This is a genomic window from Rhodococcus sp. IEGM 1381, assembly GCF_030056795.1.
Lineage (GTDB): Bacteria > Actinomycetota > Actinomycetes > Mycobacteriales > Mycobacteriaceae > Rhodococcoides.
This window is the reverse complement of record NZ_JASHKQ010000001.1, coordinates 172,171-188,245: the sequence shown is the minus strand read 5'-3', so window position 1 is coordinate 188,245 and position 16,075 is coordinate 172,171. Positions and strand designations below refer to the sequence as shown.

At 63.6% G+C, this 16,075-nt stretch carries 17 protein-coding genes; 9 read left to right on the top strand and 8 right to left on the bottom strand.

Translation table 11 applies throughout. The annotated features are described in order from the left end of the window. Positions 1-38: 38 nt before the first annotated feature. Positions 39-839, bottom strand: a complete 801-nt coding sequence (locus tag QM797_RS00935; RefSeq protein WP_283273263.1) for an SDR family NAD(P)-dependent oxidoreductase — start codon at positions 837-839, stop codon at positions 39-41. Next, a complete protein-coding gene (locus QM797_RS00930; RefSeq protein WP_283273262.1) occupies positions 836-1,861 on the bottom strand; it encodes a flavin-containing monooxygenase in 1,026 nt (341 codons plus the stop codon). The genes QM797_RS00935 and QM797_RS00930 overlap by 4 nt, the downstream gene beginning before the upstream one ends. On the opposite strand from QM797_RS00930, the gene QM797_RS00925 reads away from it, so the two are divergent. The 3 genes from QM797_RS00925 (at position 1,853) to QM797_RS00915 (ending at position 4,640) form a co-directional block, all read left to right on the top strand. Then, complete coding sequence (locus QM797_RS00925) at positions 1,853-2,338, top strand: TetR/AcrR family transcriptional regulator (protein ID WP_283273261.1); 486 nt, start codon at positions 1,853-1,855, stop codon at positions 2,336-2,338. The genes QM797_RS00930 and QM797_RS00925 overlap by 9 nt on opposite strands. 181 nt (positions 2,339-2,519) lie before the next feature. Further along, positions 2,520-3,131 (top strand): TetR/AcrR family transcriptional regulator, encoded by a 612-nt coding sequence (locus QM797_RS00920; RefSeq protein ID WP_283273260.1) that lies wholly within the window; start codon positions 2,520-2,522, stop codon positions 3,129-3,131. Between the two features lie 6 nt (positions 3,132-3,137). Further along, the gene (locus QM797_RS00915; RefSeq protein WP_283273259.1) at positions 3,138-4,640 is read left to right on the top strand and encodes an AF_0692 family protein; all 1,503 of its coding nucleotides are present in this window, start codon (positions 3,138-3,140) and stop codon (positions 4,638-4,640) included. A gap of 70 nt (positions 4,641-4,710) precedes the next feature. Here the strand turns inward: QM797_RS00915 and QM797_RS00910 are convergent, their stop codons facing one another. Next, the gene (locus tag QM797_RS00910) at positions 4,711-5,451 is read right to left on the bottom strand and encodes an SDR family oxidoreductase (RefSeq protein ID WP_283273258.1); all 741 of its coding nucleotides are present in this window, start codon (positions 5,449-5,451) and stop codon (positions 4,711-4,713) included. A gap of 105 nt (positions 5,452-5,556) precedes the next feature. Next, positions 5,557-6,420 carry an RNA polymerase sigma-70 factor gene (locus tag QM797_RS00905; RefSeq protein ID WP_283273256.1) on the bottom strand — a complete coding sequence of 288 codons (864 nt, stop codon included), beginning with the start codon at positions 6,418-6,420 and terminating at the stop codon, positions 5,557-5,559. A 47-nt stretch (positions 6,421-6,467) separates the two neighbouring features. On the opposite strand from QM797_RS00905, the gene QM797_RS00900 reads away from it, so the two are divergent. The 4 genes from QM797_RS00900 (at position 6,468) to QM797_RS00885 (ending at position 9,923) form a co-directional block, all read left to right on the top strand. Then, positions 6,468-6,722: a helix-turn-helix domain-containing protein gene (locus QM797_RS00900; RefSeq protein ID WP_283273255.1), complete on the top strand. Its 255-nt coding sequence runs from the start codon at positions 6,468-6,470 to the stop codon at positions 6,720-6,722. Positions 6,723-6,848: 126 nt separating this feature from the next. Then, complete coding sequence (locus tag QM797_RS00895) at positions 6,849-7,163, top strand: hypothetical protein (RefSeq protein ID WP_283273254.1); 315 nt, start codon at positions 6,849-6,851, stop codon at positions 7,161-7,163. A gap of 29 nt (positions 7,164-7,192) precedes the next feature. Beyond that, positions 7,193-8,395: an MFS transporter gene (locus QM797_RS00890; RefSeq protein ID WP_283273253.1), complete on the top strand. Its 1,203-nt coding sequence runs from the start codon at positions 7,193-7,195 to the stop codon at positions 8,393-8,395. Between the two features lie 43 nt (positions 8,396-8,438). Continuing rightward, positions 8,439-9,923, top strand: coding sequence for an amidase (locus tag QM797_RS00885; protein WP_283273252.1), 1,485 nt, complete (start codon positions 8,439-8,441; stop codon positions 9,921-9,923). Here QM797_RS00885 and QM797_RS00880 read toward each other — a convergent pair. Next, positions 9,920-10,972, bottom strand: a complete 1,053-nt coding sequence (locus QM797_RS00880; RefSeq protein ID WP_283273250.1) for an NAD(P)H-binding protein — start codon at positions 10,970-10,972, stop codon at positions 9,920-9,922. The genes QM797_RS00885 and QM797_RS00880 overlap by 4 nt on opposite strands. An 87-nt stretch (positions 10,973-11,059) precedes the next feature. On the opposite strand from QM797_RS00880, the gene QM797_RS00875 reads away from it, so the two are divergent. Both QM797_RS00875 and QM797_RS00870 read left to right on the top strand, forming a co-directional pair. Further along, entirely contained in the window at positions 11,060-11,860 is an 801-nt protein-coding gene (locus QM797_RS00875) for an alpha/beta fold hydrolase (protein WP_283273249.1), read from the top strand. Beyond that, the gene (locus QM797_RS00870; RefSeq protein WP_283273248.1) at positions 11,857-13,005 is read left to right on the top strand and encodes a PP2C family protein-serine/threonine phosphatase; all 1,149 of its coding nucleotides are present in this window, start codon (positions 11,857-11,859) and stop codon (positions 13,003-13,005) included. Before QM797_RS00875 ends, QM797_RS00870 begins: the two co-directional genes overlap by 4 nt. Here QM797_RS00870 and QM797_RS00865 read toward each other — a convergent pair. From QM797_RS00865 to QM797_RS00855, 3 genes are all read right to left on the bottom strand, one after another. Then, positions 12,982-13,338, bottom strand: coding sequence for an STAS domain-containing protein (locus QM797_RS00865; RefSeq protein WP_283273247.1), 357 nt, complete (start codon positions 13,336-13,338; stop codon positions 12,982-12,984). The genes QM797_RS00870 and QM797_RS00865 overlap by 24 nt on opposite strands. A gap of 66 nt (positions 13,339-13,404) precedes the next feature. Beyond that, positions 13,405-14,736: an MCE family protein gene (locus QM797_RS00860; protein WP_502942239.1), complete on the bottom strand. Its 1,332-nt coding sequence runs from the start codon at positions 14,734-14,736 to the stop codon at positions 13,405-13,407. A gap of 234 nt (positions 14,737-14,970) precedes the next feature. Next, a complete protein-coding gene (locus tag QM797_RS00855) occupies positions 14,971-15,954 on the bottom strand; it encodes a sugar-binding transcriptional regulator (protein WP_283273246.1) in 984 nt (327 codons plus the stop codon). Positions 15,955-16,075: the final 121 nt, after the last annotated feature.

Here is a 16,075-nt window from a genome sequence, read left to right as displayed (position 1 = left end):
TATCGAACGAATGTCAGTGTGCGCAAGTCGATTCCAGATCACGGATCATCTGGGCGGTCGCGGACGAGCCGACGTTCCAGAATCGGGTTGAGTATTCCGCGGAACCAGAAGTACGGCGTCCACACAGCAGGGGCGATGAGTCGCGCCCGACGGGTGCGGGCCGCGCGCACGAGCAACTCCGCGGCGCGCCGAGATGTAATGCATCGGCTGAGTGGCCACGGAAGCAAACCGCCGATTCGCTGACCGATCGGGTCGTCGTCGAGGGTGTGACGCGCCAGGTCGGTGTCCACCACTCCGAAGTACGCGAGACCGGCGGACGCGCCGACGGCAGCGAATTCGATACGCAGAGCGCGTCCCAGCTGTTCCACGGCAGCCTTGCTCGCCATGTATGCAGACCCGCCCATGCCGGGAGTGAATGCAGCACAGGACGATACGAGCAGTATGTGGCCGCCGCTCGCCACGATCTCGTCGGCAGCGGCCCGCACGATGTTGAGGACGCCGCCGAAGTTCACGGCCAGCACCGAGTCGAAGACCGCACGGTCGATGGTCCTGATGGTGGCAGGCGGCGGCGTGATTCCGGCATTGGCGATCACGATGTCGAGGCGTCCGAACTTTTCGATCGTTGCCGCGACGCAGTCCACCATCGCTGCCGGATCGGTGACGTCGCCGGTGAGCTGGAGTGCACGCTCGGAACCGGCCGTCCCGGGTGGAAAGTCTCGATCCACCAACGCTACTCGGACTCCCGCGGACAGCAGTGCCGCCACGGTCGCAGCTCCGATGCCGCGTGCCCCACCCGTCACCAATGCGACCTTGTCGGTGAGGTCCATACGGTTGTTCATACAGACTCCTTCGTGGCGTCGACAGCCGCACTTCGGCAGTGATAGTGACCGAGTTCGATGGTCGACATCCGCCGAGAAAAGTTGCGGACCGAACCCGGCCAGTAGGTGACGTTTCGGCCCGAGGGGCTCAGGTAGTAGCTGCTGCATCCGCCCGAGTTCCACACCGACCCTGCCAGTTGCGCGTCGGTGTGATCGGCGAATTCGGTCTGCGCTCGCTTACTCACTTCGAGTACCCAAATCGCTTGAGAGTCCATGGCGTGCAGGGCCGCCAGGATGTAGTTCACCTGTGCTTCGATGGTGACGACCTGCGAGGTGTACACCACCGAATTGGGTCCGAGCAGCATGAAGAAGTTCGGAAAACCGTGCACCGTGGTCCCGCGATAGGACGACATCTCGCCGCCCTTCCATGTGTCCGCCAACGACGTTCCGCCTCGCCCGACGATGCGTCGAAAGCCCGAGTGGCCGGCGACGGTGAAGCCGGTTCCGAGAACGATCGCATCTACCTCGTGCACCGTTCCGTCGGTCGTGACGATTCCCTCGGGCACGATCGCGTCGATGCCAGTGGTCTCGACAGTGACGTTCTCCCGGCACAGAGCGGGGTAGAACTTATTGGAGAAGGTCGGCCGTTTGCAACCGAATGCATAGGAGGGCGTGAGCTTCTCGCGAAGAATCGGATCCTTCACCTGACGACGCAGGTGCGCGCGCCCGAGTGCGGTCAGTGGGGCCAACAGAGAACGGTGCCGAATCAATCCCGGCAGCAATGCTTCCTGGAACAAATCGAAAATGCGACGCATGGCGCGCTGAGCCGGTGGGAACTTCTCGAACACGGATCTGCCGGATTCGGAGATGGGCCTGTCTGGATGCGGAAGAATCCATGTCGGTGTCCGCTGGAACAACGTGAGATGCCCGGCCTCGGGGGCCAGACGCGGGACGAACTGCACCGCCGATGCACCGGTGCCGATGATGGCGAGGCGTCGACCCTTCACGCAATAGTCTTGGTCCCAGTTCGCGGAATGGAACACCGAGCCCGAGAACGATTCCAGTCCTGCGACGGCTCCAAGGACGAGCTAGTGCGGGCGGTCATGGCGCGTGAATCGACGAGGCTGTTCGTTGCGGTGGCGGCAGCGGCTGCCGAACAGTCGTCACGGGCGGATCGAGCCGCGCACGGATTCGCGACGACAATCGATTCGGTGCGAACCAACCCCATTCTGCTCAAGATGTTCGATTCCGAGAGTGCGTTGGTGCTCGAACAGTTGACGACCAATGCGTCGACTTTGCTCGCGTCCGCGATAGACGCGGCCGCGCATATCGCTCGAGGAGAAGTGGACTTGGAGCGCTTCGCAATACCCGATGCCCCGGAAGTTGTTGTCCGCGTCGTGCATTCGATTCTGTTGACGCCTGCTGCCGGCGCTGCCCTCGAGACGTACGACGACTTGCTCGTTTTCGCGCACCGCAGCATCGTGCCATTGCTGGTCAGCGGTGACCACCGCGAGGAGTAGTTAGGCGACGACTACGAGCGAATCGCGGCCACCGGCATGGGTGAGGCCGAGGCCGAGATCCACTGGGACGAAATTCTCGAGCGTGCCGGACTGCGATCGGAGAAGTCGATCAGCGGCGGTGACGCAACCCGAGTGCAAGAGATGCATTGACATATGTACTTGCACGAGTACTTTATTACTCATGCAAGTACCATCGGAGCAGCAGACGGTCACCAACCGGGCGCGACGCGAACAGATCGTCTCCGCCACCATCGAGGTGATCGCCTCCGAGGGGTATCGCGCAGCCACGTTCCACGCCATAGCCTTACGCGCAGGGATCAAGTCGACGAGGACCATCTCCTACCACTTCGCCGGTCGCGACGAGCTCATCGAGGCAGTGGTCGACAGTGTCTTGGCGACCGTCCGAAGCTTCATGTCCGGTAGGTCGGCAGGCCCGTTCGACTCGGCCGGCGACGCTCTGGAGAGCGCCATCAGAGCTACGGTGGCTCTGAACTCTGCACACGGATCGTCCATGCAGGCGCTGATGAGCATCTTTCTCGAGCATCACCCGGAAGGCGGGTGGGCCTCCTACGGACCCGCCGAGGAGTCGGCCGCGATGTCGCCGATCCAGCAGATTCTGACCGATGGTCAGAACGCCGGCGAGTTCACCGAGTTCGATACGTCGATCATGGCCGCCACCATTCAGCGCTCACTCGACGGCATCGCCTTTCTGCTGCGGACGCATCCGGACCTGGACCTGGAGCACTATGCCGACGAACTGGTGGCGACCTTCCGCCGTGCCACGAAAGGCTGATCCTCGATGCCCGAACGCCCGGAGAACACCATACCGAGAGGCAGCTCACCTGCCCTCGACCGACTCGTCCGAATCATGTTCGTCAACATGGCGATCGGGCTGATCGCCGCGGTGTGCACGTGGATCTTTCACGATCGGATCCTGTCCTATCAGCTCGCCGGTGTGAACCCGACCGGTGCCGGCTATGCCGCGATGCGCGACACCCTCTCGACAACGCTGTGGTCGCGCCCCGGGCCCGCTGCAGGTATTGCTGTGCTGTTCCCACTGTTGGTGCGACGCTTGAGGTCCGGTCGACGACGAAGCTATCGCCGTGTGTTGATCATTGCTGTGCTTCAACTGCTTTCGGTCGGATGGCTCACGGTCGGCGGAGACTATCCGACGTGGTTGTGCGTGCTGTACCTGGTGCAGGCGGTCGCCGTTGTCGCGACGTTCTTCGTCTCTATTCGCCCCAGTGTGCGGGAACTGTTCGGCTACAAGAAAAAAGTTGCAACCGGGCATCCCAAGGCCGCGCTGTTATTGGCTGTAGCGACCCCGGTGGTCGCCGAACTGGCTTTCGGTTCCACCCCGATCACGTTGGCGTGGTTGATCGTTCTGTGGACCCCGTTCTACGGGTGCGGCGTTCTGCTGATCCGCGAGCTGGTCGTTCGGTCCGGACGCGGGTGGCCGAGTGTGCTGCTACTCGGCATCGCTTTCGAGATCGCCGAAGACGGAATCGGATTGCAAGCCCTCACCAGTCCGCACCTCTACGGGGCGGCAGACTGGGGCGTTCGATTCCTCGGAGTCAACGTCACGTACTGGGAAGCCAATGTGCTGTATCACGCTGTCTTCACGGTCGCGGTGCCCATCGTCTTGGCCGAATTGGTCTTCCCCGAACATCGCGGCCGCCCATACCTCGGTGTTCGGGGGACTGCGGTGATCGCCTCGGCCGTAGTGGCAAGTGTTGCAGCACTGCGCTTCACCGTGCCGCCCTCGCAGGACCCCGGGTATCAGGCCCCGATCGGTTTCGTAGTGGGCTGTGGTGTCGCCATATCGATCCTGGGGTTCGTTGCGCTGAGAATTCTTCCGAAACGGGCTTCTCGATCGTGGCACCGTCCGCTCGTTGCACTTCCGTGGTTCTATTTGGGCTCCTGCGCCACCGCTCTCGCCGTGATGTGGCTGACCTTCCGAACCTTTGGATCGTCGCAGCCGGCCCATACCCATGGCGCACAGGTGCTGATCCCCATGACGGCTGCTGTGGCCGTCCTAGCGGTTGCGGTTGCGGCACTGCGCTATTGCGCACAGTCGACGGTATGGACGCAGCGGCACACCCTCGCGGTAGTAGGCGGTGCCTTGGTCGGACACACCGTCGCCGGAATCGCGATCTGGTCTGGGACCACCGAGCGGCTGAGCCTTGTCGTCATTGCCGTGGTGACCGCGGGTTTGACGGTCCTCGGCGATCGACGGCTGAGCGATCGGGACAGGGCACGTGTTCGACTCGAGCTAGCTGTCGACCGAGCCGCCACAGTCTGACAGCCGCCGAACTCGAAGTTATGGACGGAATCTGCCCGGAATCCATCCATAACTTCGAGTTCGGCGAGAATCAGGACTCCAACCAGGCGGCAAAGGTGGTACTCGAGAGCTCCGCGCCCTCGCCGGGTACCAGCTCGCTGCCGTGCAGCAGCGCGCCGAAGTACGGAGCCTGCTCATCTGGGACGACACTTCTGCTGTCGCCGCGCGCCTTCAGCCCGCGTTCGACGAACTCGTTGAGCCCGAACGCTTCCGGGCCACCGATTTCGAGCATTCCGTTTCGTGGTGGCTCGATCGCGACGCGAGCGACTACAGCCGATACGTCTTGTGCTGCTATCGGTTGGACGAGGGCTGGGCTCAACCGGACTTCGTCTCCCGTCGTTGCGCCCTGTGCGATGGCGGAGAAGAACTCGAAGAACTGCGTTGCGTGCACGAGGGTGTACGGAATCGACGATGCGCGAATCAAGTTCTCCTGAGACACCTTTGCGCGCATGTAACCGCTGGCGGGAAGTCGGTCGGTGCCGACCACCGACAGTGCGACGTGGTGCTGCACGCTCGCACTCGCTTCGGCTGCGAGAATGTTGGTGGTGGCACGGATGAAGAAGTCCAGCACCGCCGCATCCTCGAACGACGGTGAATTCGACACGTCGACCACGACGTCGGCACCGACGAGGACGTCGGCCAGGCCTTCACCGGTCAGTGTGTCCACACCTGAGTTGGGTGACGCGGCAATCGCCTCGTGGCCGTGGTCGGTCAGAGTCTCCACGACCTTGGAGCCGATGAGGCCGGTTCCGCCGATGACAACGATCTTCACGAGAAGCCTCTCTTCGCCGCAGGGTGGGCACCTACGGAGCAAACCGGTCGCCTCTGTCGGCCGCCGGTCAGAGTGTTGACAGGACAGCGTTCCGATCTGTGACACCTAGCGCGACAGCGCGTTCAGCTTCTCCGGATTCATCACCCGCAGGACGGTCCCGATTCCGTCCTCGAAGGCATCGATCGTCAGCAGCGTCGACAGTGCCGCATCCCGTGTGATCAGGACGGCTGCACGGCCGTTGACCTCGGCGAACGTTGTCGTCGCACCCGTCCAGAAATGCGAAGAGAACGCTGCGATGAATGTCGCGACGCGGGAGCGTCCGGCGACCGGGATGCGAGCAGCGGCGTTGACCTTGCCGCCGCCGTCGGAAAGGCTGACCACGTCCTGCGCTAGAATCTTCTCCAGAGCAGCCAGGTCGCCCTCCTTGGCTGCAGCGAGGAAGGCGTCGAGAAGTCGATGATGGTGGTCGGAGTCGACAGGTGTCGGACGTGCATCGGCCAGATGTCTGCGGGCACGCGTCACCAGTTGCCGCGCGTTGGTTTCGGTTGTCTCGACTATGTCGGCGATCTGGCCGTATGGGTAGTCGAATGCCTCCCGTAGAACGTACGCGGCCCGCTCGCGCGCCGGAAGTCGTTCCAGGACAACCAGAACAGCCAGCTCGACGGCGGCATCACTGGCTGCACCCATCGCCGGATCCGCTCGGGTATCGATCGGCTCGGGCAACCACGGGCCGATGTACGACTCTCGCCGTACCCGCGCCGACTGCGTGACGTTGATGGCCGAGCGCGTGGTGACGGTGGTGAGAAAAGCGAGCGAATTGCGGACGGCTGTCCGGTCGGTGGCGTGCCACTTCAGCCACACGTCCTGCACTACATCCTCGGCCTCGGCGGCGCAACCCAGCATGCGATAGGCGATCCCGAACAGCCGCGGGCGTGCCAGCTCGAACGCGGCGGTGTCGTCGTCGTTCATCGGCGTGGTCTCACCCTCTCTCCTGTGGGGACACTATCGTCGTTCCGGTGGCAGGAAACGCTCGGGATCCCGGTGTCTCTGTGGCCGCGCGACTGCTGGCCCTGGTCGGCGTGTTCGACGAGAAGGCCTCTGCGCTGACGTTGACCGAACTGGCCGACGGTGCAGAGCTGCCCATCGCTACAGCGCATCGACTGGTTCTTGAACTGGTGGAGTGGGGTGCGTTGGTCCGCGCCGAGGACGGCCGCTACGTCGTCGGTAGGCGGCTGTCGAAACTGTGTGGGTGTACGGGCAAACGGAGGTAACGAAGGATCTCGCGGCGGCACGCGAGAAGGCCGGCAAGCAGATCTACTACGACCTCTCCGACACGGCCTTGCACGACGTCGAATCCGACGAACCCTACGTCACTTTCGCGGCCGCGTCGCGCTGCGATGCCCGACGCCGTCCGGAACACCTGGGAGCGGGTGTATCCGTATTCCTGGCTCGGCGTGCTCGCGGAGATCGATGCGTGGTCCGACGACCGAATCTGGGACGTGTTGGGCACCAGACTCGGTCACGGTCACGGTCACGGTCACGGTCAGGGCGAGTGCCATGGGACTGGCGGAGAACTATGCCGGACTGCCGATCGGGCTCTGACACACTTCGCTGCCGAACTCGAAGTTATGGACGGAATCTGCCCGGAATCCATCCATAACTTCGAGTTCGGCGGCCACCGCGGCATCGACCCTGTCGTTCGTTACCCTTGAAGAACAGCGAGAGAACAGGGTAATTCACAGTGTCTGACATCGACGCCGCCTCGGCGCGCACGGCCGTGGCGGTGCGGGCGACCTATATCGCGTTCATCGGTGCCGGCTTCGCCTTCGCCAGTTGGGCTTCTCGGATCCCACAGGTGCGCGATCGCCTCGAACTCACCTCATCTCAACTCGGAATCGTGTTGCTCGCCATCGCAGTCGGATCCCTCCTCGCGCTGCCGATGTCCGGAATCATCATCAACCGCTTCGGGTCTCGACTCACGGTTACCGTGATGTCTCTCGTTCTCGCGGTCGGTCTTACGATCATCGCCACCGGCTATCTCGTGGGTGTAGTGCCGTTGCTCATCGGACTGTTCGTGCTCGGATTCGCGAACGGTGCATGGGATGTCGCCATGAACGTCCACGGTGCGGTGGCCGAACGTCGGCTCGGGCGCTCGATCATGCCGCGATTCCACGCGGGTTTCAGCGCCGGCACTGTGGTGGGAGCGCTGATCGGCACTGCGATGGTGGCGCTGAACATCTCGGTCACGGTGCATCTGCTGACGGTCGCAGCCTTGATCGCCGGCACCATTCCCTGGGGAGTGCGCCAGTTCCTGAACGAATCCGATGCCGAACCCGAACAGCTGACCCCTGGTACCACGCGGCCGCACGCCCTTGCTCGGTGGAAGGAGCCGCGCACCCTGCTGATCGGCGTCGTTGCCTTGTCGTTCGCGTTTGCCGAGGGCAGCGGAAATGATTGGCTCAACATCGCATTGATCGACGGATACGACGCGTCGGCCGTGGCTGGAACCCTCGCGTTCACCACGTTTCTGGTCGCCATGACCGCTGTGCGGTGGTTCGGTAACGGACTACTCGATCGCTACGGCCGAGTCGTGGTACTCCGAGGCTTGGCAGGCGTCTCGGTGGTCGGAGTGCTGCTGTTCGTGCTCAGTCCTGTTGTGCCGCTGGCTTTTCTGGGCGCATTCCTGTGGGGATCGGGCGTGTCGCTCGGTTTCCCTGTCGCAATGAGCGCGGCGGCCGACGAACCGGCAGCCGCGGCCGCGCGCGTGAGTGTGGTGGCCTCCATCGGGTACTTCGCCTTCCTGGGTGGCCCGCCCCTGATCGGTTTCCTCGGCGGTCATGGTGATGTGCTCCACGCGTTGCTCGTCGTCGCGGGTCTTCTCGCATGTTCGCTGCTCGTGATGGGAGCGCTGCGACCACTCCCGGGTTCGAACTCTCGACACTGAATTCGCAGTCGCGGCGCAGGTGTTCTCGGATACTGTGGCCGGTATGCGCACCGACGAGTATCGGAAGTACGACGGGCTGGGCCTGGCAGAATTGGTGGCCAACGGCGAGGTCACGCCCCGTGAACTACTCGATTGCGCATCGACACACGCGAAGTCGGTGAACCCGGCTCTCAACGCGATCGTTCGTCCGATGCGTGAGGAAGCCGAGCGACGGGCGTCCGGGACATTGGCAGGCCCGTTCGCCGGAGTGCCGTTCCTGATCAAGGATCTCTCGCAGGATTATGCCGGGCTGCCCACATCGAGTGGATCGCGTGCGTTGACGGACCTGCCGATGCCCGAGCACGCGACAGTGGTGCAGCGCTGGCTCGATGCCGGCCTCGTCATCTTCGGAAAGACCAACACTCCAGAATTCGGCGCGAAGGGGATCACCGAGCCGACGGTGTTCGGTCCGGCCCGAAATCCGTGGGACCACAGCCGAACTCCCGGTGGTTCGTCGGGTGGATCCGCCGCGGCGGTCGCGGCCGGAATCGTCCCGGTAGCGGGAGCGAACGACGGTGGCGGGTCGATCCGGATTCCGGCGTCGTGCTGTGGGCTCGTCGGGCTCAAGCCGGGACGCGGACTAGTACCGTCGGGCCCCACGTTTGGCGAGCCGATGCACGGGGCCGCGGTACAGGGCGTCGTGTCGCGGTCGGTACGAGACACCGCAGCGATGCTCGACGTGCTGGCGGGCGGCGAGGCGACGTCCGGTTATTTGCCTGCGCGTCCGGACGGCACGTTTCTGTCTCGAACGCACAAGGACCCCAAGCCTTTACGTATCGGCATGTATTCGGTCACGTCGGTGAATCCAGCACCGGACGCGCAGGCTGTTGCCGCGATGGAACAGGCGGCGACGATCTTGACCGACCTCGGCCACACCGTCGAACTTCTGGGCACCTCGCCGTACGACGACACGAGCCTCAATCGCGAATTTCTGCTGGCCTGGTTTACCTACCTGGCCTGGGAGATGGACGAAGTCAAGCGCAGAACCGGTTGCGGCGACGACACATTCGAGCGTGATACCCGAATCATGGCCGCGCTGGGCAGATCCGCCAGCGGTGTCGACTACCTGGAGGCGGTGGAAGGCCGCCATGTCCACGTTCGTGCGCTGGCGACGTACTTCGAGACCTACGATCTCCTGCTCACACCTACTCTCGCGGAACTACCTCCGAAGATCGGCGCATTCGAGCTCGCGAAGCCGCTGCAATTGGCGTCGGAGTTGTTGTTGCGCAGCAAGACCGCCGGGATCCTCAAGTACACCGGAGTCGTCGATCAGATGATCGACGACAACATCTCGTGGATTCCGTACACCCAGTTGGCGAACGTCACCGGACGTCCGGCGCTCTCGCTTCCCGTGCACTGGACACCGGACGGTCTCCCGATGGGCGCGCACTTCACCGCACCTCTGGGTGGAGAAGGGCTGCTCGTCCAACTTGCTGGGCAAATCGAACGTGCAGCACCCTGGGCGCATCGTTACGAAGCCCTCGACTAGCGAGTCGCTCCCAATTGGGCCTTGCCCAAAATTCCCGACGGCCGTTGCCGCACCTGCCCATCGACGATGTCGACGACGCCACCGGCCCACTCGGGATCGGTGTCGGCGGCCGCCTGGGGATCGGCGTGGGCGTCGGTACCCTCGTCGGCTACCACTGTGATGGAACGCTGCAAGGCTTCTCGGACGCTCATCGGCGTCGTATCGGGTTCGGCGAACACCTCCGTAGCGGCGTTGCCCCGACGTACCACCATGTCGTGAGTGAGGCTGTCCACCAACGAGATCACCGTACCCGGAGGCATACCGGTGATGATCGCGACGGCGCGGCCCACCAATCCGGTCGGCAGCAGCGGGACCGGAATCTGGGCGCGGCGCAGACCGGCGACGCTGCCGTACGCCTGCAGCAGTTCCGGGTAGCTCATCGTTTCGGTGCCCCCGATGTCGAAGGAACCGGGACGGGCGGTGTCGCCGAGGGCGCGAGCGATGATGGCAACCACATCGACGACGGCGATGGGCTGCACCTGCCTACGCATCCACGTCGGTATCGGAGTGAGCGGCAGTCGCTCGGTCATGCGTCGAACCAACTCGAAGGACGTCGATCCGGAGCCGAGGATGATGGCCGCGCGCAGCACGGTTGCGTCGACGGAGCTGTCGAGGAACGTTTCCTCGACCTGTAGTCGTGAGCGCAGATGATCCGACAACGGTGAGTCGTCGTCGGGGATGAGACCGGAGAGGTAGACGATCCGCTGCAGGCCGTTGCGTTCGGCTGCGGCGGCCATGGACTGTGCCGCGTGGCGATCTTTCTCGACGAAGTCTCCCTCGTCCATCGAGTGCACCAGGTAGACGACGGCGTCGACATTTGCCGTCGCGGTGTCGAAGGTCTCGTGCTCGTCGAGGTCGAAATGTACGGCGGTGACCTGGGCACCCCATGCGAAGCGCGACTTCTTCGCGGGGTCACGCATGGCTGCGTGGACCTCGTGGCCCTGCTCGAGGAGCACGGGGATCAGCCGAGACCCGATGTATCCGGTTGCGCCGGTGACCAGTACTCGCATGATGAATCTCGTTTCTGTAGGTACATGCGATACCCGGTCGGAGCAGTCTCACTCCCCGCTGTCGGCGACAGATGACAGACTGTGCGGGTGAACGCACGAACCAGGAACAACGTCAGGGTCGTCGGGGCTGCCGACGGTCCCGTGGTGATGCTGGCTCACGGGTTCGGCTGCGACCAGACGCTGTGGCGTTCGGTGACCGACATCCTGGCGGCACACTTTTGTGTCGTGCTCTTCGATCACGTCGGGTCAGGAGCGTCGGACTCGGCCGCCTGGGATGCTGAAAAGTACGTGCCGTTGGACGCCTACGCCCAGGACATCGTCGAGATCGTCGAAGAACTCGACCTCCGCAACGTCACGTTCGTCGGTCACTCGGTGGCGTCGATGATGGGTGTTCTTGCGGTTCAGGCGGCTCCCGAGCGGTTTTCCAAGCTCTTTCTCCTGACGCCGTCACCGCGCTATATCGACGATGGTGACTACCGTGGCGGGTTCAGCCGCGAGGACATCGATGAATTGCTCGAATCGTTGGACAGCAACTATCTGGGTTGGTCCGCGGCGATGGCGCCGATCGTGGTGAACGCACCGGATCGGCCGGATCTGGAGAACATGTGGACCGCGAGCTTCTGCCGAACAGACCCGGCGTGTGCACGGGTGTTCGCCCGGACCACCTTCCTGTCCGACAATCGCGCTGATCTGGCAGGCGTGAACCTGCCCACGATGATCGTCGACTGCGCCAGGGATTCGCTGGCCCCGCCTCAGGTCGGCAGGTACGTCCACGAACACATTGCCGGCAGCACCCTGAAGACTCTCGACGCGAGCGGCCACTGCCCGCACGTCACCGAACCCGAGCAGACCGCCGAGGCGATTGCGACTTTCGTGAGATCGTCGTGATCAACGAACTCGACATAGAGGATCTCTACGAGAACGCGCCGTGCGGTTACCTGTCGGTCTATCCCGACATGCGGATCGCGAGACTCAACGCGACGCTGGCGGGTTGGCTCGGTTTCGACGTCGACGCGTTGATCGGCATGGATTTCACCGAGCTGCTCACCGCTGGTGGACGCATTCACTACGAGACGCACTTCGGCCCCATTCTGCGGATGTACGGCCAGCTCGACGGCATCGCGTTGGATTTCGTGACGTCGGATCGTCGTCGGCTACCGGTGTTCATGACCGCGAACGTCAAGACCGACGAGTCCGGCACGCCGGTGCTGATCCGTATCACTGCGCTCGATGCCAGGGATCGACGCACCTACGAGCGGGAACTGCTCGAATCCCGCACGCGGGCAGAACTACTCGCGAAAACACTGCAGCGGTCGCTGTTGCCGCCGAGTCTGCTACCGCCGTCGGGAATGACCGCAGCTGCTCACTACCATGCGGCGTCGAGCGACGAGGTGGGCGGCGATTTCTACGATCTGTTTCCGCTCTCGGACGACCGGTGGGGATTCTTCCTCGGCGACGTGTGCGGAAAAGGCGCGTCGGCCGCAGCCGTCACATCGCTGACGCGGTACACGTTGCGCGCAGCTGCGGTATACGACCACGATCCGGTGGCAGTGCTGCACAACCTGGATTCGGTTCTGCGTCAAGAATTTCGCGAGAGCAACGCGCAGTTCTGTACGGCGGTGTTCGGTGTTCTCAGCCGCTGCGCCGAGGGATTCGAGGTGTGCATGGCCAGTGGCGGCCATCCGCCGCCGTTGGTGATTCGGGCCGATGGCAGCGCGCACTACGTACTCATGACCGGCGGCCAGCTGGTGGGAATTCTCCGCAACGCGCGCTTCGTATCGGCCACAGTGACGCTGGATCCCGGCGACACCCTGATGCTCTACACAGACGGCCTCACCGAGGCCCGGGTGGACACAGGTCGTTACGACGACGACGGCGCACTGCTGGATTTCGCGTCCGAGCATGCTCCCGCAGCGCCGGCCGTTCTGATCGACCATTTGCGGAAACTGCTCGACAGCTTCGGCGACGGTCTGGTCGACGACGCGGCGGTCATGGCATTGGGAGTCTCGTCAGTCGAGAGCAGCGCGCGCTGACGCTAGGTCGGCATGCAGTGCGAATTCCTGGTCCAGGCCCATCAGTTTGATCGGACGGCTGGTGGTCGGTCCGTCGGCGACGACCGAGAATGCCACTGTGTCTCCGTGATCTTGCTGCGTCGTTGCCAGCACGGTCATCGCGGCCGAGGCCAGGAACGAGACGGCGGACAGATCGATGATCAAGGCCGAGGGCGTGGACTCGATCTGCCCTTGGATGGCGGTGGCGAGAGCCGGTGCGGTGGTGATATCGAGTTCGCCGGACACCGCAACGACGGCTACTCGGCCATCGTTGCTGGATTGAATCGAGAACCCGGCGTTCGTATCGGCAGACATATGTACTCCTGAATCGTTACCCGCCGCGCTCGTCGACGGGGTTGCGCACCATTCAATCAGTAGGGACTACTGGAAGGTGACCTGCGTTCCTCTGAGTGCGGGAGCTCCGACCGTCGTCGTCCAGGACGGCACAGCATCGGGCTCGATTCCTGTGGCTCCGCCGTAGATGACCGCCAAGGTCTGCTGCTCGGTGACCGAGCCTGCATAGGAGGCGGGCACGGGGGAGAGTTGTGGTGCTGGGAGGACGGGAATGTTCTGCTCGCCGGGGTTCCTCGTCGGCACCTGGTACGAGCCGTCGTTGGGTGAACCGCCCGGATACTGGGGGAAGTACTCGCCGGCATAGCGATCGAGGGACGAGTAGCAGCTCGGGCCTCGGTTTTGCTCGAACAGTCTCGGTTCGTCCTGGTTGGGCAGGTAGCGCCCCTTCGGATTGACCAGCGGCATCGAAACGTTGATGCCGGGATACTCGTCACCGTCGCCGAGCAGGACCTTGCCGCGCCTGGCACCCTCGGCGAACTGTGAGACGGTGCAGCCGAGAGCAGGCGAGAATTCGGCGAACACCTCGAGCGCCTCGCGCGAATTCGCGGCCAGTCCGATGACGTCGGCGGAGTTGGCGTCGAGGAAATCTGCGGTGGTGCCCGCGGCCGAGGTGACCGAGGAGTAGAGCGTCTCGAGGGCCGGGCGCTTCTCGACGACGGTGTTGCCGGTGGTCCGCAGATTGTCCAGCGCGTTGATCAACTCGGGGGCCGCATCGGAGTAAGTCTGTGAGAAGTCTGCGAGACCGCGCAGATCCTGCTGGATCGCGGGAAGTTCGGTGTTGAGCCCGGCGAAGATGTTCTGCAGGCGGTCGATGGTGAGACCGAGTTCCTCGCCGCGACCGCTCAGACCCTGCGCCAACGCACCGAGAGTGTTCGACAGGTCCTGCGGCGGCACGGCTTGGAGCAACGGCAACAGGCCGTCGAGCAGCTGCCCCACCTCGATGGCATTGCCGCTGCGATCTTGCTCGAGGACAGTGCCCTCACCGATCGGCGAGGCCGGTGCGCCGTCCGGGAGTATCAGCGACACGTACCGCTCGCCGAACAGTGTCTTGGGGAGAAGCCGCGCGGTGGCGTTCGACGGAATCATCTCGGCCATGTCCGGCTGGATCGCCAACTCGGAAGTCACGACGCCATCGGTTGTCGTCGCCGATCGGACCTCGCCGACGATCATGCCGCGCACCTTGACGTCGGCATTGCGGGGGAGGGCGTTGCCGACGCTGTCGGTCTCCAGGGAGACGGTCACGACGTCCTCGAACGTCTTGTTGTACGACGTGACGCTCCACCCGACGAACACGACGATGAGGACCACGAGTGCAATTCCGAGAAGCCGGTTCTGCATCGGCAAGGGGGTGCCGGTCACGGGAAGCACGGATCGAGAGCGTCAACCATGCCGCGAACTTTAGTGGTACATCGCGTCACACTTACTGATCCGAGACTCAATTCGAGATGCACCTATCAGAGCGCTTGGAGGTGAGGCGTGGATCACAGTTCGGGGCGCGCCCGTGTTGTCGAGTGCGTGCCCGTATTCAGGTCGGATCAGATGCGCGCACCCGACAGCAGGGGTGATCGGTTCTCCGATCCGGCTGGAAGGACCTCAGATTCGTGAGCGCAATACCAGGTTCGCGGCGCTGATGTCGTCGATCACCAGATCGGTGATCAGACCACCGCGCAGGGCCGCTGTGAGAGCGTCGAGTTTGGATTCCCCGGCCACGATCGCGACCCGGCGCGGAACGGCTTTGAGTCGGTCGAGGCTCGGCCCGCTGGACCTGTCGTTCAACGCTATGCGGTCGTAACTGCCGTCGGAGCGTAGGAACACGGTGGCGATGTCGCCGACGACGCCGTCACGTCGGAGTTCGGCACCGTCCTCGGGTTCGAGGTAGCCGGCGCTGTACACGTGGCTCGGCACGGCTCCGCTCATGACGCCGATGCTGAACACGGCCAGGTTCATCCGATCCTGCAGCTCGAGTACTCGCTTGATGCTGCGTTCACGCCACAGGTGTCGGCGGGTCTCGGGGTAATCGAAGAATGCCGGAACCGGAAAACCCTGTGCCACAGCGCCGTAGGCGTCGGCGAAGGTTTTGATGATGTCGGTTGCGTAGGAGACTCCGGTGGTGCGGGTGTTTGCTGCCCCGTTGAGCTGTACGACGGTCGAGTTGTGGGTTCTCTTGGGTGCCAGCTTGCGGCTGACGGCGCTGACGGTGGTTCCCCAGGCAACGCCCATCACCATGTCGGACTCGAAGAACGATGTCAGCAGTCGACCGGCGAACGTGGCGACACGATCGAGGCGCTGCAATTCGTCCACCGTCTCCGAGACGGGGACGACGTGTGCACGGATGTCGTACAGATCGGCGAACGCCCGCTCGATCCGCGGTGCCTGCCCGAGCGGTGTCGAGATCTTGATTTCCACCAGTCCCGACGCCCGCGCGAAGGTGATCAGCCGTGAGACTGTCGAACGAGAGACACCCAGCTCACGGCCGATCGCCGCCATCGTCATGTCCTGGAAGTAATACAGCCGGGCGGCCTGGGTGGCGTGGCCGGTCCGCAGGTCGGATTCGGGAGTGATGTCGGGGTCCGTCACCGGCACCAGTGTACGACCGAATTGCACGTATGTGCATCAGCTGTGCAACGCAGTGCAGGACGTCTAGCGTGGCAAACAGCACGCAATGTGGCGTGCATCACCAACTTTGCGGAGGCTACAC